16 protein-coding genes are annotated in these 21,991 nt (G+C 42.9%); 14 read left to right on the top strand and 2 right to left on the bottom strand.

Translation table 11 applies throughout. From position 1 onward, the window contains the following. The 4 genes from Q4574_RS18945 (at position 1) to Q4574_RS18930 (ending at position 10,081) form a co-directional block, all read left to right on the top strand. On the top strand, positions 1-2,571 hold the full coding sequence (locus Q4574_RS18945; protein ID WP_303476568.1) for a M4 family metallopeptidase: 2,571 nt from the start codon (positions 1-3) through the stop codon (positions 2,569-2,571). A gap of 45 nt (positions 2,572-2,616) precedes the next feature. Beyond that, entirely contained in the window at positions 2,617-4,935 is a 2,319-nt protein-coding gene (locus tag Q4574_RS18940) for a serine/threonine-protein kinase (RefSeq protein WP_303476565.1), read from the top strand. Positions 4,936-4,987: 52 nt separating this feature from the next. Beyond that, the gene (locus Q4574_RS18935) at positions 4,988-7,429 is read left to right on the top strand and encodes a serine/threonine-protein kinase (protein WP_303476562.1); all 2,442 of its coding nucleotides are present in this window, start codon (positions 4,988-4,990) and stop codon (positions 7,427-7,429) included. A gap of 354 nt (positions 7,430-7,783) precedes the next feature. Beyond that, positions 7,784-10,081, top strand: coding sequence for a DnaJ C-terminal domain-containing protein (locus Q4574_RS18930; RefSeq protein ID WP_303476559.1), 2,298 nt, complete (start codon positions 7,784-7,786; stop codon positions 10,079-10,081). A gap of 112 nt (positions 10,082-10,193) precedes the next feature. Here Q4574_RS18930 and Q4574_RS18925 read toward each other — a convergent pair whose 3' ends face one another. Next, the gene (locus tag Q4574_RS18925) at positions 10,194-10,661 is read right to left on the bottom strand and encodes a CreA family protein (RefSeq protein ID WP_303476557.1); all 468 of its coding nucleotides are present in this window, start codon (positions 10,659-10,661) and stop codon (positions 10,194-10,196) included. Between the two features lie 57 nt (positions 10,662-10,718). Further along, entirely contained in the window at positions 10,719-11,393 is a 675-nt protein-coding gene (locus tag Q4574_RS18920) for a nitroreductase family protein (protein ID WP_303476555.1), read from the bottom strand. A gap of 262 nt (positions 11,394-11,655) precedes the next feature. On the opposite strand from Q4574_RS18920, the gene Q4574_RS18915 reads away from it, so the two are divergent. From Q4574_RS18915 to yjjX, 10 genes are all read left to right on the top strand, one after another. Beyond that, the gene (locus tag Q4574_RS18915) at positions 11,656-12,834 is read left to right on the top strand and encodes a thiolase family protein (RefSeq protein WP_303476553.1); all 1,179 of its coding nucleotides are present in this window, start codon (positions 11,656-11,658) and stop codon (positions 12,832-12,834) included. Between the two features lie 41 nt (positions 12,835-12,875). Continuing rightward, the gene (locus Q4574_RS18910; protein WP_303476551.1) at positions 12,876-13,286 is read left to right on the top strand and encodes a hypothetical protein; all 411 of its coding nucleotides are present in this window, start codon (positions 12,876-12,878) and stop codon (positions 13,284-13,286) included. A 128-nt stretch (positions 13,287-13,414) separates the two neighbouring features. Continuing rightward, on the top strand, positions 13,415-14,227 hold the full coding sequence (locus Q4574_RS18905) for an ABC transporter substrate-binding protein (protein WP_303476548.1): 813 nt from the start codon (positions 13,415-13,417) through the stop codon (positions 14,225-14,227). 102 nt (positions 14,228-14,329) lie between these two features. After that, positions 14,330-16,084 carry an ABC transporter transmembrane domain-containing protein gene (locus tag Q4574_RS18900; protein ID WP_303476545.1) on the top strand — a complete coding sequence of 585 codons (1,755 nt, stop codon included), beginning with the start codon at positions 14,330-14,332 and terminating at the stop codon, positions 16,082-16,084. Between the two features lie 122 nt (positions 16,085-16,206). Beyond that, positions 16,207-16,875, top strand: coding sequence for an ABC transporter ATP-binding protein (locus Q4574_RS18895; protein WP_303476542.1), 669 nt, complete (start codon positions 16,207-16,209; stop codon positions 16,873-16,875). Continuing rightward, a complete protein-coding gene (locus tag Q4574_RS18890) occupies positions 16,865-17,875 on the top strand; it encodes an HlyD family secretion protein (RefSeq protein ID WP_303476540.1) in 1,011 nt (336 codons plus the stop codon). The genes Q4574_RS18895 and Q4574_RS18890 overlap by 11 nt, the downstream gene beginning before the upstream one ends. Position 17,876: 1 nt before the next feature. After that, complete coding sequence (locus Q4574_RS18885; RefSeq protein WP_303476538.1) at positions 17,877-18,881, top strand: HlyD family secretion protein; 1,005 nt, start codon at positions 17,877-17,879, stop codon at positions 18,879-18,881. Further along, positions 18,878-20,068, top strand: a complete 1,191-nt coding sequence (locus Q4574_RS18880; protein WP_303476536.1) for an efflux RND transporter periplasmic adaptor subunit — start codon at positions 18,878-18,880, stop codon at positions 20,066-20,068. The genes Q4574_RS18885 and Q4574_RS18880 overlap by 4 nt, the downstream gene beginning before the upstream one ends. Next, the gene (locus tag Q4574_RS18875; protein WP_303476533.1) at positions 20,065-21,303 is read left to right on the top strand and encodes an ABC transporter permease; all 1,239 of its coding nucleotides are present in this window, start codon (positions 20,065-20,067) and stop codon (positions 21,301-21,303) included. The genes Q4574_RS18880 and Q4574_RS18875 overlap by 4 nt, the downstream gene beginning before the upstream one ends. Before the next feature lie 16 nt (positions 21,304-21,319). Beyond that, on the top strand, positions 21,320-21,865 hold the full coding sequence (gene yjjX, locus Q4574_RS18870; RefSeq protein ID WP_303476532.1) for an inosine/xanthosine triphosphatase: 546 nt from the start codon (positions 21,320-21,322) through the stop codon (positions 21,863-21,865). Positions 21,866-21,991 lie beyond the last annotated feature (126 nt).

Raw genomic sequence — 21,991 nt, 5'->3', positions numbered from 1 at the left:
GTGAAATACTTAACCTTAGTTGCTGTTTTTATTAGTTTTATCAGTGTTGCACATGGCGAGTTGGAAGAGCAGGCTAGTAGTGGTGGTACTCGGTTGCACGCTCCTCGTATCGAAACATCTTTTGCGCCTGTTGATACGCCAATTGTCACAGAGCAGGGGTTCAGCGCTTGGGTAAGTGATAATAAACAGCTTTTAGGGATGTCAGACGCAGCGCAGATACAAGTACTGCAAAGCACCCAAGAAGACAATGGTTATAGTATTTATCGTATTCAACAACAATTGCATAATATTGATGTGTTTACCCATCAGTCCGTCGTCATATTATCTGCAGGACAACCCATAAGTGCGCATTTAGTCACCACAGACTTATCAGCACAAGCCCCGCCCGATATGGCAAGTTTACAACACACTGTTAGTACCACTTTAGCTGATTTGAAAATCGAATATCAGGATGAGCCTTTGCTTAAACCTGTTTATTTTAGAACAGCAAAAGCACTAGTCTCGGCGGCTATAGTGCGCGGTAAATTCAAAAAGAACCAGTTAGATTATTTGTATACTTTGGTTATCTCCAGTGCCGGAGAAGTTCTGCAAACCATCCCCAATCGCCTTGATTTTAGTTATGGTTTGATTGACGTTGATGAAATGTGTGGCGCTTTGGGTTATCAACGTCCAACCACAATCGTTGAACTCTTGATTATGGCTGATGGTGGATATTTGCAAACTCATCCTCCTGCTCAGTCGCCATCGACGGCAACTACCAATAGCGAGCTAAAATTAGCCTCCATGCTAGAAGAAGCGAATGCTTATTTGAAGGACCAATTTGGTCATTCTGGTATTGATAGAAACGATAAAGTCCGGGTTTTAGCATTTGTTGGACAAAATTTTTATGAGGAAAGTTTGAGTTGCGCTGGCAACAATACCACCAACGCATTTTGGACTGAACTTAGTGACACACTTGGTTTAATGCAAATTCATGGGCCTTTATTACAGAACCCCGAAGTGATTATGCACGAACTTACCCACGGTATAGTCGCTTATGGCGCTGGCTTAGTTTATCAACAACAGTCAGGGGCACTAAATGAGGCGATAGGTGATGCAATTGGTGTGGGCTTCGTAAGTTGGAAGCATAATCGGCTAAATTCTCCAGCTACTTCCGACTGGAAATTAAAGTTGGGAAAAGAAGTCATACGTGACTTTGGTTACCCGACACGTGTTCAAAATATGCCTGATCACTACAGTGAACGTTATACCGGTAGTAAAGATCATGGTGGCGTACATATCAATTCCTCGATTATTAATCATGCATTTTATCTATTGTCTGAAGGCGGAGAACATCGACGTTTAGGGGGGGATAAGGTACCCAAAATAGGAATGAAGAAAGCCTTACAAATCTGGCAGTATGGCGCAACAAAAATTTTGACTCAAACCTCAGATTTCGAAGATGCGCGCTATGCTTTTGCTCGTTCAGCCGAGATTATTTTTGGAAAATATAGCGAGGAAAGAACGGCAGTTCATATGGCCTTTGACGCCATAGGTGTAAAAGGTCGTTGGACTAAAAATGTACCGCCAGCACCAGCACCTAAACCGGATCCCAAGCCCGACCCAAAACCTGATCCCAAACCGGATCCCAAACCGGATCCAAAACCAGACCCTAAGCCCGATCCTAAACCTGATGGTAAGCCGAATGTTAGTAGCAAACTCACCACAGAGGTGATGCTGCTGACAGGTGTGTGCGTGTTTTTGTTGATTGTTGTGTTAATAATATTGCTCAAGCGGAGTCGTCCGGGCAAACCTGAGAATCCAAAATATACCCCTTATAATGTTAACCCTAGCTCTGCCTCTGTGCATCGTCAGCTAGAAAAGGATGATAAATCGAGTCCAGTTATTGCTGGAAATTATGGCTTTTTTGTGGCCGATGATAGTTACCATGCCCTCTCTAATGCAGCATTAAATGAGAAAGGAATAACCGTTGGTCGAAGTGAATCAGCCACTATTCCCCTCGCTCACCCATCGGTATCCAGTTTCCATATCCGTTTATTCTTAAAACAAAACCAGCTATTTGTTGAAGATTTGGGTTCTAGTTATGGAACCTTTATTAACGCTCAAAAAATAGATAAGCATCAAGGGGTTAAAGTTAACTTTGGGGATAAGGTTGTGCTCGCAGATTTACCTTGTCAGTTAGTTGAAAGTCAACCCTCCTCAAATCAGCAAGAGCGCAAAAAAACTGAGAGTTCATCCACTTTAACCTTAGTGACTGACAAGGGGCGTTTTAATCTGCACAGCGAGCAAGCACTAGGTGAAGGCGCGAAAATTGGTCGAAAAGAGACGTGTTCGTTGGTCATGCCACACAACTCTGTTTCAGGAACTCATGGTAAATTTACGTTTAAAAAGGGGCGTTGGTATTTTCAAGATTTGGATTCGTCATACGGGTCATTTTTGCAGAAAAATAGCAAGCCGGTCCGTTTAGAAAAATTCGTAGAACAGGAAATTGAAAATGGCAGCGTTTTGTATTTGGCCGATTTTAAAATTGAAGTGAAGATTCAACAGATGGAAGCAAAAGTCCGGCTGTAGTGTTGTTTAAATTATTTTAGGTAAATTGATTAGGGGTTTAATGGAATGGATGAAAATATTTTAGCGTTACCGCAAGGTACTGAGCTAAATCATTACATCATTGAATCCGTACTTGGACAAGGTGGCTTTGGGGTGGTGTACAAAGCCCACCATGCTCACCTAAAAAGTGCAGTAGTGATTAAGGAGTTTTTACCCCTTGAATTGGCAAGTCGGGAAGGTAAAACCGTGTCGCCCCATACGGCCTCCAAACACGATTTATATGTGAATTGTTTGAATCGTTTCATGTCTGAAGGACGTACTTTAGTAAGCCTTAGTCACTCGAATATTGTGCGCTGCAGAGATCTTTTTACTGCCAACGGCACTGCTTACTTGGTGATGGATTATGAAGAGGGGTTAGCCTTAGATGAACTTGTAACTAGTCTTGAGTCTCAAGGGCAACATTATTCCCAAGCACAATTATTGCACTTTTTATTGCCATTAGCAGATGGGCTGGCGTATATCCACAGTCAAGGCGTGCTACATCGCGATATTAAGCCTGCTAATATTTTCATTCGTCGCAGTGACGGTTCTCCGGTGCTTATTGATTTTGGTGCGGCCAAGCAAAACTTTGCTATCGCTTCACAATCCCAAGCCCCATACACAGAATTTTATGCGCCCATGGAGCAAATAGAAGGGGGGGGCGAGGCGAAAGAAACCATTGATATTTATGCATTTGGCGCGCTTATGTACCGCATTGTAACCGGCGCTGTGGGAATGAAGTCGGAAAGTCGGGCGTTAGCATTGGTAATGGGGAAGGATGATCCTCTAATTAGCGCAAGCAAAGCTGCCAAAGGAACCTACTCTGAAGATTTTTTATGCCTTATCGATAGTTGCTTAAAGTTTGAGGCGAAAGACCGGCCACAAACCATGGAAGCGGTCAAGAAACAATTAATGAGGGTAGCGAAACTCAATGAAGGCAACCCCAATTCCAATAATGCATCCCTTGGATTGCTTGATGATTTAATTACTATGGCTGGCAGTGATAGTGTGATTACTGACAGCGAAATGCAGTTAATTTTATCCAAAGCGCAATCAGCGAATATTGATCTCGCTGCGGCAAAAAATTATATTCTTACTATAGCGACACAAAATAATTGGCAAATCCAGAGCACCTCTTCTGACGGAACTGCATGTGATGAACCCCCAGAAATAGTTTCCTCGGAAATAGATACCCCGAAAAAACCAGAATCCCCCTTTGCTAAATCGCCCGTAGATATGGATGCTGAGCCTGTTGAAGAAACTCCAGAACATCATAAAAAAAACCTGTCATTTAGCCGCAAGTTGCTTGCTGTTGTTGTACTGGTTGGGGTTTCTGTTGGTATAGCCAAGATTGTCGATTATCAAAAACAACTGGAAAGAGACCGACTTGCCCAGGCTTACCAGCAAAAAAAGGATAGCATTGCTTTAAAACTTATGGCCGAAGATCAAAGAGCTTGGGATAAAGCCAAGTCACGCCATAGCGAGGAGGCATATCAAGAATACCTGGATGTTCAACAAAACGGTCGTTATCGTAACCAGGCGAATAGCGCTATTGCGCAATTAAAAATTGAACAAAAACGACAACAAGAACGGCAAGCACAGATTCAACAAGACGAAGCGGATTGGGCAATAGCGAAAAAAGGTAATACGGCTTTACACTATCAAGGTTACTTAGATAAAGGAGCCGTTCGAAAGTACCAACAAGAAGCATTAAATGCACTAGCCGATTTAACCGCGCAGGGGCTGAATCCTGCGGATGCTAAGGAGCAATTTTCATTAGGTTATAAGTTTGATATTGGTAAAGAAGGCTATCAGCAATCATACCAGCAAGCGGCATATTGGTATAAAAAAGCTGTCGACCAAGGTAATTCGGGAGCCATGAATAATCTAGGCATTTTGTATAACGCCGGTGATGGTGTTGAACAATCCTATGCCCAAGCTTTGACCTATTTCCGCAAAGGTGCTGAACTCGGAAGTGCCTATGCCGCAAATAATTTAGGGGAGATGTATCGTGATGGTACAGGAGTCACTCAATCCCATCAAACCGCGAATAAATGGTTCACTGAAGCAGTAGAAAAAAAGCACACTGGTGCATACTTAAATTTAGGTACTCAACACTACCATGGGCATGGGCTAGCACAATCCTATTCAGAAGCATTAAAATACTTCCAACTGGCCGCTGATAAGAATAACCGAGTTGGCCAATATAATGTGGCCATTATGTATGACAATGGCGATGGCGTAACTCAGTCAGATTCTGAAGCGATAAAATGGTATCGATTGTCCGCTAAACAGGGGTATGAAAAAGCCCAGCAAAAGTTAGAAAAAAGAAATCTAACTTGGTAAAAATTTAGATAGAACTTAATAGTCGAATTTAATTAGCATAAGAGCATTAAAAATGGAAAACATACTAGCCCTTCCCAGTGGAACAGAGATAAATCACTACGTTATTGAATCCGTGCTAGGACAAGGTGGATTTGGTGTGGTGTATAAAGCCCACCACGCTCATTTGGACGAGGAAGTGGTGATTAAAGAGTTTCTGCCCGTTGAGCTAGCAAGTCGACAAGGGGAAACTGTCACGCCCCATGGTACTTCTAAACAAGATGTGTATGGCGATTGTTTACGACGCTTCATGGAAGAGGGACGCACTTTGGTGAAGCTTCGTCATCCTAATGTAGTGCGTTGTCGTGATTTATTCACTTCCAATGGTACTGCCTACTTGGTCATGGATTTTGAAGATGGGTTAGCCCTAGATGAACTAATCAACAGCTTAGAATCCCAAGGCCAACATTATTCACAAGAACAATTGATGCATTTTTTGCTGCCTTTGGCTGATGGGTTGAGTTATATCCACAGCAAAGGTGTGCTACATCGCGATATTAAGCCTGCTAATATTTTCATTCGTCGCAGTGACGGTTCTCCGGTTTTGTTGGATTTTGGTGCGGCTAAACAAAACTTTGCGTTGGCATCTCAATCCCAAGCGCCTTATACCGAATTTTATGCGCCCATGGAACAAATTGAAGGTGGAGGTGAGGCTAAGCCTAGCATCGATATTCACGCTTTTGGCGCGTTAATTTATCGAATCGTAACCGGTGAAAAAGGTACAAAAGCGGAAAGTCGGACATTAGCATTTGCCATGGGCAAACCCGATCCACTGGTGTCAGCTAGTGAACTTAAAAAAGGGGATTTTAGCCCATCATTGCTTAATTTGGTGGATGATTGTTTGCAGTTTAGAGCTGTTGATCGTCCGCAGACAATGCAAGAAGTGAAAGAACGATTATTGAAAAGCGCCAGCAATACCGAGGAAGTGGCAGATAGCTCACAGCAATTACTGGCAAAATTAGACGATCTCATTGTTCTGGCAGGAAGTGATGGTGAAATCAGTGAGGCTGAAATGAAACTGATTTTAGACAAAGCCGTTATGTTGACGATTGATCCAGTGGAAGCACAACGATATGTTGTGTCTAAAGCGATTGAGCATGGCTGGCGCTTAGATACAGCCATCGAGCCTGGCCCCGTGGTTACTGATCCTCCGCCCCCTCCGCCTCCTCCTCCGACACCTGAGCCGCCTAAACCTGAGCCAACAGGAGAGCCGGTTTGGCCTGCCAATGAAAAAGTTGAATCCTCGGGAGGGGGGAAATGGTTGGCAATCGTGATTGTGTTAATACTGGTATCCGGTGGCGGTTTCTACGGTTACTCAGAGTATGAAAAAAAGCAAGACGAGCTGGCGAGACATGAACGTTATCTAGCGCAAAAACAACGAGAGTTAGATAAACAAAAACAACAACAAGCAGAATTACTTGCTCAGCAACAAGCAGAACAAAACAAAAAAGAAGAGGATGACCGAGCATGGCAGGCTGCGGCAAAACTCAATTCACGTTCCTCTTACCAACATTATCTTGATGTGCAAACTGAAGGGCGTTACCGCACCTCTGCACAAAACCGAATTGACCAGTTTGAACGGCTAGCGAAACAACGCCAAAAAGAGTCTGCAGAAAAGAAAGCCTGGGATAAAGTGAAAGCGGCGAATACGGCTATGGCTTATGATAATTTTTTGGATCGCTACCCATCTGGAACCTATGGTTCTCAAGCTGAGGCCGCACTGCGACGCTTAACTGAAGAGGGCTTGAACCCGTCAGATGCTAAGGAGCAGTTTGAATTAGGTAACGATTTTCGCACCGGTGATAATGCTGATATTGCTAAGTCTTATGAACAATCAGTGTATTGGTACAGACGTTCCGCTGATCAGGGATATGCTGATTCAGCAAATAATTTAGGTTACATGTATGAAAATGGTTTTGGCGTAAACGAATCCTTTACGGAGGCAGCAAAATGGTATTTAAAAGCTGCTGAATTGGGCAGTAAATACGGTCAAAATAATATTGGAATATTGTACCGAGATGGCGAAGGGATTGAGCAATCCTATTCCAAAGCATTTTATTGGTTTCGAAAATCTGCCGAACAAAATCATGCAAGTGCCCAGCATAACCTAGGTAACTTGTATCGGGATGGTAATGGCGTTACTCAGTCACATACAAAAGCCATTGAGCTATATCGCCAAGCAGCTGAACAAGATAATGCGAGTGCTCAAGTGAGTTTAGGCTTGCAATATGAGCGGGGACACGGCGTATCGGTCTCTAAAAAAGATGCGGCCTATTGGTATCGTAAAGCAGCCGAGCTGGGCAATCCATGGGGGCAATATGATTTAGGTCTGTGTTACGAATTTGGTCGAGGGGTTGAACAGTCCCTATCGACAGCTGTTGAGTGGTATAAAAAAGCCGCTAAACAAGGTCACCAGGACTCTCAGGGTAGGTTAACAGACAAAGGTTATAGCTGGTAATGCGGGTACTTTGAATACTAACTATAAGCATAATTTTGAAGGCCGATTATCGCTAGAAAACAGAGCATGCAGTTACTTTCCCTGCAGGTATAGAGCTTAATCATTAGGTGATGGAATCTGTATTAGAAATGAAGGTATTTGATGTGGTGTGCAAAGTACAGCATGCTTTATTTCGCCAAATGGAAGTGGAATAATACAATCTGACGAGAACGCCGTGTAGTGGTATAAAAAACAGCACAATATGGCCATTCCCCGCAAAAGAAGCATTAAGCGGCAAAGGGATTTTATGGTTAATAATATTGTGCGAAGAGGAATAATAAATGATACAAGCGGCAACGTTAGGGGACGTGATAAATGGATGAAAATATTTTAGCCCTGCCTCAAGGCACCCCGTTAAATCACTATGTTATCGAGTCTGTTTTAGGACAAGGTGGCTTTGGCGTGGTGTATAAGGCCCATCATGCTCATTTGAAAGAACAGGTGGTGATCAAAGAGTTTTTACCGGTGGAACTTGCCAGTCGGCAGGGGACTACTGTTATTCCCCACGGTTCATCTAAACAAGATGTATACAGTGATTGTTTGCGCCGATTTATGGAAGAAGGTCGCACTTTAGTCAAGTTACGCCACCAGAATGTGGTGCGTTGTCGTGATCTGTTTACTGCCAATGGTACGGCTTATTTGGTGATGGACTTTGAAGATGGTTTAGCACTTGATGAATTGATTTTAAGTTTAGAAGCCCAAGGCCAACGATATTCACAAGAGCAATTACTCCATTTTCTAATCCCCATGGCCGATGGCTTAGCCTATGTCCATCAGCAAGGGGTATTGCATCGTGATATTAAACCGGCAAACGTATTTATTCGTCGTTCAGATGGATCCCCTGTGTTAATCGATTTTGGTGCGGCCAAACAGAATTTTGCTTTGGCGTCTCAATCCCAAGCCCCTTATTCTGATTTTTATGCGCCTATGGAGCAAATTGAAGGCACAGGAGAAGCCAAACCAACAGTGGATATTCATGCTTTTGGTGCGCTTATGTACCGAATTGTTACGGGCACTGGTGGCATCAAAGCGGAAAGTCGCATTTTGGCCATTGTCAGTGGCCGTGAGGATCCCCTTAAAGCGGCTACGAGTTTTACTGATTTAGGGTATTCCGCTAAGTTGCTGAGCTTAATTGATGATTGTTTGAAGTTTAAACCCCTCGAACGGCCACAGACAATGCAAGAAGTTAAGGCCCGTTTATTAGCCAGCGTGGAAGTGGATGGCAGTGATGTAAAGGGGCAAGACAATCCCTTGTCACGGCTAGAGGATATGCTTGAATTAGCTGGCTCTGATGGTGTCATAAGTGAAACCGAAATGGCCTTACTCATCAGTAAAGGCATCAGTTTTGGTGCGGATGAATCTACCGTCCGTCAATATGTAGTGGAGGAGGCAACACGCAACGGTTGGCGATTAGAATTAGCAGGCAGTGGCGGTAATAAGGGCCGTTCAACTGCGCAGACTGACCGAACTGAAGATGTGTCCGCAGATACAGTATCAAAAGATATCAATCATTCCCTGGCTTATTCTTTAGAAAATTCCGCTAGCGAAAATGTGGTAGATATCAATTTTAGCAAAATCGTGTCTTGTGAAACTTGTCTTGCTGCCGGTGCAGTTAATTCCAGCTGCGCTACATGCGCTGGTAAAGGGCTGCAAGAAAAGAATCAAACCTTAAGGGTTAAAATTCCCCAAGGCGTGATGACCGCCGACCGAATTCGCTTGCGTGGCGAAGGAAATGTTACTGAATTTGGGCAAAGTTCGGGTGATTTGTATATCGTAATAGCCATTGAGCCCCACCCAGTATTCACCATTCATGGGCAAGATTTACATGCTTCCATAGCGGTGGATGAGAAAGACTTGTTCTCAGGAAATCAGATACCTTTCAATGCAATAGATAGACAATTCAAGTTGAAAGTCCCAGAAGGTTATAAAAAAGGCCAAGCCATTCGCTTAAATGGCATAGGCTTACCCTTCGGCGGTGAAACCCACTTGCGAGGTAGTCTTTTCCTCACCCTCGAACCTAAGAAAGCGAATAAAAGCAAAACCACGAATGATGGTGCTATCGTTATAGTATTGGAAAGGAATTGCCCTGCTATTAAGAGTGGTGTCCTGCAAGAAAATATTGGCATTGAAACATTAGGCAGCACCCTGACACCTTTGGTATCCAAAGGTACTAACCTGATGAATCCAGTGGCACAAACCTTCTCAACATCTGAAGATAACCAAACTGTGGTTTCCCTCAATATGTATCGAGGAAATAGCACAACACTGAGCAAAGGGATCTTTTTAGGTACCTTTGATATCAGCGATATTTCAACCGCGCAAAAAGGCATTCCTAAAATTGAAGTATCTGTGTTTTGTGAAAACAACGATGTCTTTCTGAAGGTGAAAAGTTTAGATGGCGATAAACTGCGTTTAACCAGTGAAAATCCGGTAAGTGCGCAAACGATTAAGTCCCAAAGTGCAAAGTCAGCGACTCATCAAGCGCCTCCCGACGCCACAGGAAATGAGGATGATGACAAAAAGTTCACCAAGTGGGGGATTTTTTGGCGGGTTTTAATTTGGGTGGTGTTTGTTTTGATTGCAAAAACACTCATTTCCGTTGCCATCAACTAGCTGCTTGGTGTTGAAAGAGAAATACCCTGTCAAACCCCAGTAATTGTTGTCATCAATTACTGGGAATTAAGCTGGCAAAATTAAATGTGTTTTTGCTTAGCAATTTATTGGTTTAATTGGCGGGTAGTTGTTTGGGAAAGGCTGCTGTGCCCCACAAAGGCACCGTTGATAAACTGTGTTTGTAACTGCCGGACGTTTCTTTAGTGGAATAGGAAAGGTACATCAGGGTTTGCGATTGCGGATCAAAAATACGTCTTACTTTCATGTTTTTAAAAAAGATGCTCTTCGACTTTTTAAAGACCACTTCACCGGAATCAGACTTATCTATTTGATTAATCATTTCGGCAGTAATTTCACCGGTTTGTCGGCATGCAATGGAACTATCGGAAGGATCGGATAAATCTAAATTAGCTTCAATACTTGAGATGTGACAAGTGACGCCCGTTACTATGGGATCTTGCAACGCATCTAACTTAATATCTTTGGTTGTGAATACACCCAAAGACACATCACCCACTTCATTGTCACTGCATGCAGACATACTCAGTGATAGGAGTAAAATGGTAATCAATTTTTTCATGCTGTTCGTCCTCTTTGGTATTTTACTACCTATTTAAAAGCCACTTTTCATAACGTGCTATAAAAAGCTGCAGATTTCGGAAAGTGCTTTTTTATTTTGCGCGTGTTTAGGGATGCTGGCATTGTCGGCAGGATACCCCGTTATTAGCAACATGTAAGGGCGCTCATCATCAGGCCGGTTACAAATTTTCGATAAAAAAGACATGGGTTTTGGTGTGTGGGTTAGGGTAACTAAGCCTGCATGATGCAATGCGGTAATTAACATGCCTGTAGCTATGCCTACTGATTCATGCACATAGTAATTAGTGTGTTTTTCGCCTGCGGTTACACCGCCTTTTTTTTGGCTAAATATGGCGATTAACCAAGGAGCATGCTCTAAATAAGGTTTTTGCGCATCTGTGCCTAAAGGTTTAAGGGCATCAAGCCACTCTTCACCAGCACGGCCGGCATAAAATCCTTGTTCATGCTGTTCGGCTTGTTCTCTAACTTGTTTTTTTACTGCAGTTGAATGAATCGCAACAAAATGCCAAGGCTGATGATTGGCTCCACTAGGTGCTGTTCCCGCAGCTTTAATACAGTTTTCAATAATTGACTGAGGCACGGAACGATCACTAAATTGGCGGATACTGTGTCGTCGTTTAAGGTTTTGGTAGAAGTCTTGGGAACGCTTTTGCATATCCTCTACACAATATTCAATATAATCACACAGTGGTGTCGCATCATGTTGTTTCATCTAATTCCAATTTTTAGTTTGCCTATCGATTATTCACAATGAGTATATCGAGTTATCTAATTAAACAGCAAATTTAAGCTCTGTTGCAAAGAGTGAAATAGTACCAAAGTTATAACCGTTAATATGATAAAGATCATTGATCTCTGCTTCTTAATGCTCTAGTTTGCTTCTACAATTTTTCAAAGGAAAACCGTTGGCAGCTATTAGACGTCTTGTTTTCGGGGCATTTTATGCTGCTAATTCAGTATAAGGGGTTATATAAATGAGTAACGATACTATAGTTATTGTGTCTGCTAAACGTACCGCCATGGGTGGTTTTATGGGGAGCTTATCCGCTGTCGATTCAACAGACCTAGGCGCAACTGCGGTTAAAGCTGCCTTAGGTGATGTTGATAAAAATATCATTGATGAAGTTATTATGGGCTGTGTATTACCGGCAGGTTTAGGCCAGGCTCCCGCTAGACAAGCAACAATAAAAGCTGGGTTACCGTTAAGCACAGGTGCATTAACCATCAACAAAGTCTGTGGTTCGGGTATGAAAGCCGTTATGTTAGCCAACGATTTAGTCGCCTCAGGTTCAGCACAAGTGGTTATTGCTGGTGGCATGGAAAGCATGAGTAATGCTCCTTACATTTTACCTAAAGCCCGAGCCGGTTATCGCATGGGCCACGGCCAAGTACTTGACCACATGATGTTGGATGGTCTTGAAAATGCTTATGATGGAAAGGCAATGGGATGCTTTGCACAAGATACTGCGGATGCTGAATCTATCACCCGAGAACAAATGGATGAGTTTGCCTTATCTTCGTTAACGAAAGCATCAAATGCCATTGAAACCGGTGCCTTCAAAAATGAAATTACCGGGGTTACGGTAAAAACCCGTAAAGGTGACGTTGTCGTGGATACCGATGAAGGTCCAGGCAATGCAATGCCAGATAAGATTCCTAAATTACGTCCAGCATTTAAAAAAGATGGCACTGTTACGGCTGCCAATTCTAGCTCAATATCAGATGGCGCGGCTGCGTTGATGATAATGACCGAAGCGAAAGCTCAATCCCTTGGCCTGACACCATTGGCTAAGATTGTAGGACATGCTACCAACTCCATTAAGCCAGAAGATTTTACCGTTGCTCCTGTTGGTGCGATGGAAAAATTATTGGTTAAAACAGGCTGGGCAAAAGAAGATGTCGATTTATTTGAAATCAATGAAGCCTTTGCCATGGTGACCATGCTAGCCATTGATAAATTAGGCTTAGACAGCGATAAAGTGAATATCAATGGCGGTGCCTGTGCCCTTGGTCATCCCATTGGAGCCTCAGGAGCTCGCGTTATTGTGACCCTTCTTCATGCATTGCAAAATAAAGGTTTGAAGAAAGGGATTGCCTCATTGTGTATCGGTGGTGGAGAAGCGACTGCTGTTGCCGTTGAAATGTACTCGTAACGTTACTGAGTAGGCGGGGCTGTTGCCCCGTTTGAAGCAATTTGCTATTTCCACGGGATAAATCCCGTGCTACAGGGTTAATTCAATGGTTATTTCCACGGGATAAATCCCGTGCTACAGGGTTAATTCAATGGTTATTTCCACGGGATAAATCCCGTGCTACAAGGTTAATTCAATGGCTATTTCCACGGGATAAATCCCGTGCTACAAGGTTAATTCAATGGCTATTTCCACGGGATAAATCCCGTGCTACAGGGTTAATTCAATGGTTATTTCCACGGGATAAATTCCGTGCTACAGGGTTAATTCAATGGTTATTTTCACGGGATAAATCCCGTGCTACAGGGTTAATTCAATGGCTATTTCCACGGGATAAATCCCGTGCTACAGGGTTTAATTCAATGGCTATTTCCACGGGATACATCCCGTGCTACAACACACTTCCCCCATGACATACTGACAAAATGGGTGTCTTTACTGTCTACTAATTCATTTATTAAGAATAATATTATATTCTACTGAACAATCACCTTTGATTAGAAAAACGTTATAAATAGAGTGAACCGCAGGGAATGTGCGAATGGGTAGATACATTGTCGTTATTTTAATCACTATTTGTTTATCAGCCTATTCACAATATGGAATGGGGCAACAACATAGTTCATCGTCTCATCTGAATACTAAAGTAGCATTAACTACTGGCTCTAATTACTATCCGTATGTGGATCCTAAAGCGATGGATAACGGCTGGTCGGTATCCATAGTCGAAGCCGTATATCAGCAAATGGGTAAACAAATTGATATTGAAATATTACCTTGGCAGCGAGGTTATAAGTGGACAGCTGAAGGACTCTATGAAGGCACTTTTCCATATGTGTATACTGAACAACGAGCAAAGTCGTTTATCTATTCAAAGCCCATTAATTTAATCCCTGTTCGAATATATACAAACAAAAACAAGGTTGTGAAGTCTTTGGCGGAATTACACAACGCTCGTTTGTGTTTACCCTACGGTTACAGCCTAAGTCGTGAACAACTAGAATTAATTAATAAACATCAGTTGGTTATTCAAAAAGCCGCAAATGCAGGGGGATGTTTATTACAAGTCGCTAAAGGGTGGAGTGATTTAGGCTTTATCAATGGTTATCTGCAAAGTGAAAACAACGCTAAACTCTTTGATAGCTTGTCAAAAGTCAACATATTGAAAATCCCCGTTGCCAATGTCCCCTTGTTTTATATTGTTTCTCGTCAGTTAAAGAATGCACAACAGCAAATCGACCAATTTAATCAAGGGTTAGCGCAACTTGAACAGTCAGGTAAAAGGCGTGAAATAGATGAAAAGTTTGAGTCATTTCTGAATGCGCCAGAGTCGCTAATTGGCTTGGAGTATTGAAAAAGTTTATTCCTCTGGATTTAAAGGTATTTGAGCCGAATTATCATTACAACTTGGGTTAGTTTGCGTAGGATACCCAAAACGTTAAGTGAATGAGAGCCCATGTCATCAGAAAGAATCGAAACTCGCCAATTAATTAAATGGATTTTTAGTCAACTTAAACCCTACCGTCGAAAAGTGGTGTTGGCAATTCTTGCCCTTGTCATTGGTGCTGTATCTTGGTTAATGCTAGGGCAAGGGGTGAAAGTGGTTGTCGATGAAGGTTTCCTCGCCGATAACAGTAATAGATTAAATCAAATGATGTTCGCGGTTTTAGGCATTGCTTTGGTGGGAAGTGTCGCGGCATTTTTTAGATTTTATTTAATGATTTGGCTCGGTGAACGGGTTAGTGCTGATATTCGCAAGCAAGTCTATTTTCATCTGCTGGATTTGTCCCCAGGATTTTTTGAATCTACCCGTACCGGTGAAGTCATTTCGCGATTTACTGCAGATACCACAGTTTTACAAACCGTAGTGGGAATGGGGCTCTCCATGGCACTACGCGCCTCTATTACCTTTATTGGTTCAATGTTGCTGATGCTGATCACCAGTCCTCTATTGACCTTATATGTTTTTATTGCCGTCCCCTTGGTGTTGCTGCCAATCAAATTCTTAGGCGAACGGGTAAGGACTTATGCTAAAAATAGTCAAGACAGAGTGGCTGATATGGGGGCCTATGTGGACGAAAGTTTACATGAAATTCAAACCGTACAAGCCTATACCCATGAAGATATCGACCGTAGTTTGTTTGGCGAACGCATTGAGGCGGTGATGTTAGCGGCTAGCCATCGAATTAAATACCGTGCATTAATGATTGCTTTGGTGATGGGGATTAGTATTACCGCTATTACCATTGTTGCTTGGTTAGGGGCTAAAGAAGTGCTCAGTGCAGGCATTAGTGCGGGTGAACTGACTGCATTTATGTTTTATGCCGTAATGGCCGGTGGCGCTGTTGCCACTATTAGTGAAGTGATTGGTGAAATACAAAAAGCAGCCGGGGCCAGTGAACGTTTGTTAGAATTACTGAAAACACGTCCTCTGGTTGAAGCACCTGCAAAGCCAGCGGCGTTGCCTGAGGTGATTTGTGGACGCTTAGACATGTTAGATGTCAATTTCGCCTATCCAAGCGCAAAACAAGTACCCGTTCTCAAACATCTGAATTTACACATTCAAGCGGGAGAACGAGTTGCCTTAGTCGGGCCTAGCGGTGCTGGGAAATCCACCTTATTTCAACTACTGCTCAGATTTTACGATTTAAGCAGTGGCAGTATTCAGATTGACGGTATTCAAAGTCAGATGTTATCACCAGAGACACTGCGCAAACAATTTGCATTGGTACCGCAAGAATCTGTCATATTTGCTACCAATGCCTTTGAAAATATTCGCTATGGAAGGCCAGATGCTAGTATGGATGAGGTGATTGAAGCCGCAAAAGCGGCAAGGGCAGATCAGTTTATTAGTGAACTAAAAGATGGTTATTTTACGGATTTAGGTGAGCGCGGTGTTAGATTATCAGGTGGGCAAAAACAGCGTATTGCCATTGCCAGAGCCATTCTTGCTGATCGTCCTATTTTACTGCTCGACGAAGCGACGAGTGCACTGGACGCCAGCAACGAACAATTAGTCAAACTTGCCCTCGATAAATTAATGGAAGGTAAAACTACGTTGATTATTGCCCATCGATTATCTACTGTGGTCAATGCTGACAGAATCGTGGTGATGGATAAAGGTGAAGTGGTAGCCATAGGTAGTCATCAGGAATTGATGCAAGGTAACAGTGTTTATCGTCAGTTTGCGGAATTACAACTTGTCAGTTAACGGCCATTACTGATAAAAATAGTCAGACATGAATGTACTCAAAATGAAAATACGCCAATTTTCATTTTGACTTAGCCTAAATGATTTCGCCACAGGCACATTACTAGGAACCCAGATCTAACATGTTGCAACTTATTGATGTTAAAAAACAGTTTCAGAATGGTGAGGAAATCGTCACTGCTCTGGACGGTGTCTCGCTGAGCATAAAAGAAAATGAATTTGTTGCCGTAATGGGCAGTTCAGGTTCGGGCAAGTCTACCCTGATGAATGTGCTAGGTTGTTTGGATACCCCAAATCATGGTCAATATTTACTTGCCGGTCAAGACGTCGCCAAATTAGACGATGACACCTTATCATCCATCCGTAATAGTCATATCGGTTTTATTTTTCAAACATTCCATTTATTACCCAAACTCGATGCATTGGGAAATGTACTTTTACCCCTGCGCTATGCCCAAACCAGTGAGGAGGAGGCAATGCAGCGGGCGTTAACACTTATTGATAGGGTGGGATTAAGTCAGCGTAAACATCACAAACCATTCGAAATGTCTGGAGGACAGCGGCAGCGTGTGGCTATTGCCCGAGCACTCATAAATCAGCCTAAAGTTATACTGGCGGATGAGCCCACTGGAAATCTAGATAGTAAAACCTCAGTTGAAATTATGGCGCTACTAACCGAATTACATCAAGCTGGGCAAACCATTGTCATGGTGACCCACGAAGAAGATATTGCCGCTTACGCACAACGGGTGATTAGAATGAAGGATGGCCAGATCATTGATGAACATTAATAAGCCTGGGGTTGCCTCTAAATTAAGCGTTTTTCAGCGACTGGGTTGCATCTTAGTTATGCTGCTTTTCAGCCATCCTGTTGTTGCCGCGGGTGAGTCATTATTGTTAACAGGAAAAATTAGCTCGGCCAAGAAGCAAGTGGTGACAGCCCCACGTGGACGCAGTTGGAATATTCAAGTTCAATGGTTAGAAGAGGAAGGCAAAGTAGTTGAAGCCGGTGATTTGATAGCGGTTTTTGATGGTTCCTTAATCCAAAGCCAGTTGGAAGCCAACGAAGAGATACTCGAGACAGAACAGTTAGAATTAACTCAAATTACCATGGACTTAGAGCAAGCTTATTTAGAGGCAAAAGGCGCTTTAACACTTGCTCAAATGCAGGTTGAACAAGCTAAAATTGAAGCCAATGTACCTGATTCACAGGTTAGTCAGTTAGATAAAGGCAAATTTGAGTTAACCCTACAGCGTACCCAAATGGAGCTGGTCAAAGCCAGGGAAAACCTTAAATTGGCAGAGCAAGCCATGCAAACGGGAGTTGAAAAACAACGAATTCAGATCCGTTTAATTGAAGACGAAATAAGTTATCAACGCAGTCAAATGGAAAAAATGAGTGTTACTGCTAATTTCAAAGGGCCAATTAGCTATGCAATTCACCCTTGGACGGGAGAAAAAATGGCGGCTGGGATGACCGCCCGTTCAGCGTGGAATATTATCGATGTGCAAGCCACAGATGACTTTCAAATTGAAAGCTGGGTTCATGAAATTGATGTTGAACGAGTTAAGGCTAGTAATAGGGTTGAGCTAGTGTTAGATGCTTACCCCAGCAAAAAGTTTAAAGGCAAGCTCACCTTTTTATCTACTCAAACAGAGAAAAAAGTACAGTGGAGCAATAGCGTTTATTACCCGGTGATCTTTCAATTTGTAGATATGCCTGATTTGACCCTGCTACCAGGTATGAGTGTGCGTGTGGATATCCAGCAATCAGCTAACCAAGAGCAATAACATGAAAAATTTTTGTTTATTACTGTTTGTCATCTGGCTAAGTCTTTGTGCTTTGTGGGGGTGTTCTGAAATTGTTACTGCCACGGATGAAAAGGACAACAGCAAAGACTCTATTATAGCTCCGGCTGAATTGGTTTCACTGCAAGACGCGCCTATCGGACCCCCCTCTATTCGCCGCATGTGGCAGTTTAAAATTGAATATTTAGCACCAGAAAACGCTTTGATAAAAAAGGGCGATTTAGTGGTTAAATTTGATGGTGACAAGCTGATGGAGGATTTAGTTAGTAAGCAAAGTGATTTAGAGGCCGCAATTAAAGAATCTGAGAAACGAAAACTCAAAGAGCAAGCAACGGAAAAAGACCTTGAATTAGCCATGGCTGAAGCAAAAATGAACATGGAAATCTCCCAGCGTAAAGTGGCGATTACTGATGCTTCACGTTCAGAGGTAGAACGCTTAAAACAAGTGTCAGAATCTGCAATAAACCGCGTTATATATGAACAGTCCATACAGAAATTGGCACAACATAAAGAGCGAATGGTGATTAATGGAGAAGTTCAAAATGGTCGAATTAAAAAATTACAGCTAAGGGTGAAAACAATTCAAGACAGCTTAGACAGGTTAGTTGTTAAAGCCCCCAAAGACGGTTTAGTTGTGTATCAAGTGGATAACAATGACAACAAACCCGCAGTAGGTGAAACTGTCTATATGGGGCGTCCTATTGTGACCCTACCATCATTAGATAAACTTGCTGTGAAAGTGGAATTTGATGAATCAGATTCTTCAGTGGTCAAGGTTGGTCAGCAAGTAAAAGTAATATTAGATGCTCATCCTGAAAAGCCTTTTGCTGGCACTATCACATCTCTTGGCCAAGCCTATCGAAATCGATCTCAGCATAACCTGAAGGTGGTATTTGATGCATGGGTAAAGCTTGACAAGCTAGACTTGGAAATGATGCGTCCGGGCATGAAGGCGAATGTGGAATTGCTGACAGAGGACCGTACATGAGCCCAATAAAATACTATTTCAGCGTACTGTGCTTAGTGCTTTTAACTGGCTGTGAAGAGGAAGTGAGCCAAATACCGACCTTTGAGGTGAATACCAAGCCCTTTGCTATCAGCCTCGATGGATTCGGTGAGATTGAAGCAGTCCAAGCTCAAAAAATAGTCTCTCCTGGCAGGCGTCCTATGGTTATCTCCTGGTTGGCAGATGAAAATAGCCTAGTTAAAAAAGGCGATATCATAGCCCGTTTTGATGCCGAACAATTATTAGTTGATAGCAAAGAAGAAGAATTACGAATGGCACTGTTCAGCCAAGATATTATTCAAAGCGAAGCTGAACGATATCAACAACAAAATGATATTCTCTCTGAACAAGAATTCGTTGATTACGAGTTCGATTTTGCCGATAAATTTGCCATTGATGACTTGCGGGTGTACTCCAAGTTGGAAATTATCGATTCCTTTCAAAATCGCGATTTTTTGGGAGCCAAGGACAAGTTTTTGGATTGGAAGCGAGACAGTGTTGAACAGCAAAATAACAGTAACGTGGGGGTGTTGGAAATAAAGCGCAGAGGCCATGAACTCAAATATTTACGTCATCAGCAAGCTCTGTCGCAACTTCAGGTATTTGCTCCTAATGATGGACTGCTTACCTATGAAAAAGACCGTATGGGAGAAAAACCCTCTGTGGGGCAAACTGTTTTTCCTGGTCGTGCCATTGCTAAAATCCCTAATTTGAATAACATGCAAGCCCGCGTTTTTGTATTGGCTAAAGATGCCATTAGTTTAAAGCCAGGCATTGAGGTGAAAGTCACACTCGATGCATACCCCGATAAAACCTTTAATGGCAAAGTATCGACTGTTTCGGGTTACCCTCGTTCAATCGAAAGAGGTAATCCTGTAACGTATTATGAGCTCGTTGTTGCCTTAACCCAGCAAGATATTCGCCTAATGCAGCCAGGTCGGAAGCTCAAAGCTGAAATATTAGTGCAGGATGCGAAACCTGCTTTATTGGTACCTTTGCAAGCGATACATCATCAACATGGTCAAAGTTATGTTTACTTGAAAACAGGTTTGAACTTCGAACAACGTCCTGTTACCACAGTGAAAAAGAATTTGTATTTTGTAGAAGTTGAAAGTGGATTACAGGAAGGTGATGTTATTTCCCTGAGCTTACCGGAGCCGTCATCATGAAGCGTTACTGGAGTTTAATTGCTGACGCCATAGCTGAATTGTCGGCGCAAAAATTACGTACCTTTTTGACATTGTTGGGTATGATCTTTGGTGTCGGTGCGGTGATTGCCATGCTGAACATCGGCAAAGGAGCAGAAAACGAAGCACTTAAGCTGATCGACTCCATGGGGGTTAACAATATCATTGTGCAAGGTGTTAATTATGATAAAGACGAGTTAGTAGAAATCCGCGAAGAAAGCATGGGGTTGACCATGGGGGATGTGCGTGCAGCCCTGAGAACCTTGCCCTTCGTTGCAGATTACAGCGCCAGTAAAGGCATTAAAGTACACGATATTTATAGTGACTACGGAAAATCTGATGCCCAGTTAATAGGCGTCTCTAGCAGTTATTACCAACATGCTAATATGCGCCTCACTTCCGGACGGTTTACGAACCAAGATGACAATGACAGCTTAGCACAAGTGGCGGTTTTGGGCATTGATGTTGCCAATGAGTTGTTTCCCAACCAGGAAGCCCTTGGGAAGTACGTTAAAGTGAACCATATCTGGTTGCATGTTGTGGGGGTGCTAGCCCCGCCGGAAGGAAACAAAAATGAGTTTCAAGGCGTAAAGATAGGCGGCGATCGTTATCGCATTTTTATTCCTATCTCTACTGCCGAACAAAAACTAAAAAGCGAAAAGTTAGCCAGTGAATTAGACAGTATTAAGCTGAGCATTGAAAAATCCACAGATCCAATTGTCGCTTCTAAAGCCGTTGCTGAGTTGATGAAAATGCGCCATGGTGGTGTTCAAGATTATGAGTTAATTATTCCGGCCGCGCTGTTGGAGCAACAAAAACAAACCCAAGAAATTTTTAATATTGTCATGGCCTGTGTGGCGGGTATTTCTTTACTAGTCGGTGGTATCGGTATTATGAATATTATGTTGGCCAACGTGATGGAAAGGACCACTGAAATTGGCCTTTTGCGGGCTGTCGGCGCACGCCAGATCGACATTAAGCAACAATTTCTTGCTGAGAGCTTTACTATTTCTGTATTAGGCGGACTTTTGGGGGTGTTCTTTGGTTTAGTGTTATCTGAGATTATCGGTTTCTATTCTGGTTGGGCGGTGAGTTGGTCTATGACAGCAATTGTTTTATCCTTGTCGATTTGTATGATTGTAGGTGTTGGATTTGGTGTATTTCCAGCGATTAAAGCATCGAGACTTAACCCCATTGAAGCCTTGCATTCAGACTAACCTTAAGGCCCATTGAATGGAATTTGAAAACAATACAATCGTTGCCCTCGTTGGCTCAAAAAATCCGGTAAAAGTTAACGCATTTAAAGATACCTTAGCGAGAATTTATCCAGACAAACTAATTGATTGCCGAGGGGTAGATGCACCTTCTTTGGTTTCTGAACAGCCTCTGTCAGAAAAAGAAACCTATCAAGGCGCAGTTAATCGAGTTAATTACTGCCAGTCTCATTTTGAGGCGGATTTTTACGCCGCTATGGAGGGCGGTGTAGACCATTTTGAATATGGTCCCGCTACCTTTGCTTATGTGGTGATTTCGGCAGGATCTAAAATGCAAGTGGGCAGAAGCGCCAACTTACCCATCCCTGAATCCGTGTATAATCGGCTGCAGCAAGGCGAAGAGCTTGGGCCCTTAATGGACCAGTTGTTCGGTACCAGTAACATCAAACAAAAAGGCGGTGCAATAGGGTTGTTAACCAATGGACTTGAAACCCGAGGTGGCAATTATACCCAAGCCCTAACCTTGGCAATGGCTCCCTTTCTCCACGCAGATAGGTTTTCGTAGGCAGGTGCTTGGCCTGTAGTCGGCGGCTTTAGCCCCGAGCGAAGGATATCAATAACCCATGGAACGCCCATGGCCTAAAGACCATGCTACAGGGGTACATTTCCCCGCTGTAGTCGGCGGCTTTAG

It is taken from the genome of Aliiglaciecola sp. 3_MG-2023 (assembly GCF_030548205.1).
Lineage (GTDB): Bacteria > Pseudomonadota > Gammaproteobacteria > Enterobacterales > Alteromonadaceae > Aliiglaciecola.
Note: the sequence above shows the minus strand (reverse complement) of the source record. Positions and strands in the feature narration are given on the sequence as shown.

Excerpts from the sequence above, each read along its gene's own strand:
- Q4574_RS18940 (WP_303476565.1), top strand. The coding sequence starts at position 2,617 with ATGGATGAAAATATTTTAGCGTTACCGCAAGGTACTGAGCTAAATCAT.
- Q4574_RS18935 (WP_303476562.1), top strand. The coding sequence starts at position 4,988 with ATGGAAAACATACTAGCCCTTCCCAGTGGAACAGAGATAAATCACTAC.
- Q4574_RS18930 (WP_303476559.1), top strand. The coding sequence starts at position 7,784 with ATGGATGAAAATATTTTAGCCCTGCCTCAAGGCACCCCGTTAAATCAC.
- Q4574_RS18925 (WP_303476557.1), bottom strand. The coding sequence starts at position 10,661 with ATGAAAAAATTGATTACCATTTTACTCCTATCACTGAGTATGTCTGCA.
- Q4574_RS18920 (WP_303476555.1), bottom strand. The coding sequence starts at position 11,393 with ATGAAACAACATGATGCGACACCACTGTGTGATTATATTGAATATTGT.
- Q4574_RS18915 (WP_303476553.1), top strand. The coding sequence starts at position 11,656 with ATGAGTAACGATACTATAGTTATTGTGTCTGCTAAACGTACCGCCATG.
- Q4574_RS18905 (WP_303476548.1), top strand. The coding sequence starts at position 13,415 with ATGGGTAGATACATTGTCGTTATTTTAATCACTATTTGTTTATCAGCC.
- Q4574_RS18900 (WP_303476545.1), top strand. The coding sequence starts at position 14,330 with ATGTCATCAGAAAGAATCGAAACTCGCCAATTAATTAAATGGATTTTT.
- Q4574_RS18895 (WP_303476542.1), top strand. The coding sequence starts at position 16,207 with ATGTTGCAACTTATTGATGTTAAAAAACAGTTTCAGAATGGTGAGGAA.
- Q4574_RS18890 (WP_303476540.1), top strand. The coding sequence starts at position 16,865 with ATGAACATTAATAAGCCTGGGGTTGCCTCTAAATTAAGCGTTTTTCAG.
- Q4574_RS18885 (WP_303476538.1), top strand. The coding sequence starts at position 17,877 with ATGAAAAATTTTTGTTTATTACTGTTTGTCATCTGGCTAAGTCTTTGT.
- Q4574_RS18880 (WP_303476536.1), top strand. The coding sequence starts at position 18,878 with ATGAGCCCAATAAAATACTATTTCAGCGTACTGTGCTTAGTGCTTTTA.
- Q4574_RS18875 (WP_303476533.1), top strand. The coding sequence starts at position 20,065 with ATGAAGCGTTACTGGAGTTTAATTGCTGACGCCATAGCTGAATTGTCG.
- yjjX (WP_303476532.1), top strand. The coding sequence starts at position 21,320 with ATGGAATTTGAAAACAATACAATCGTTGCCCTCGTTGGCTCAAAAAAT.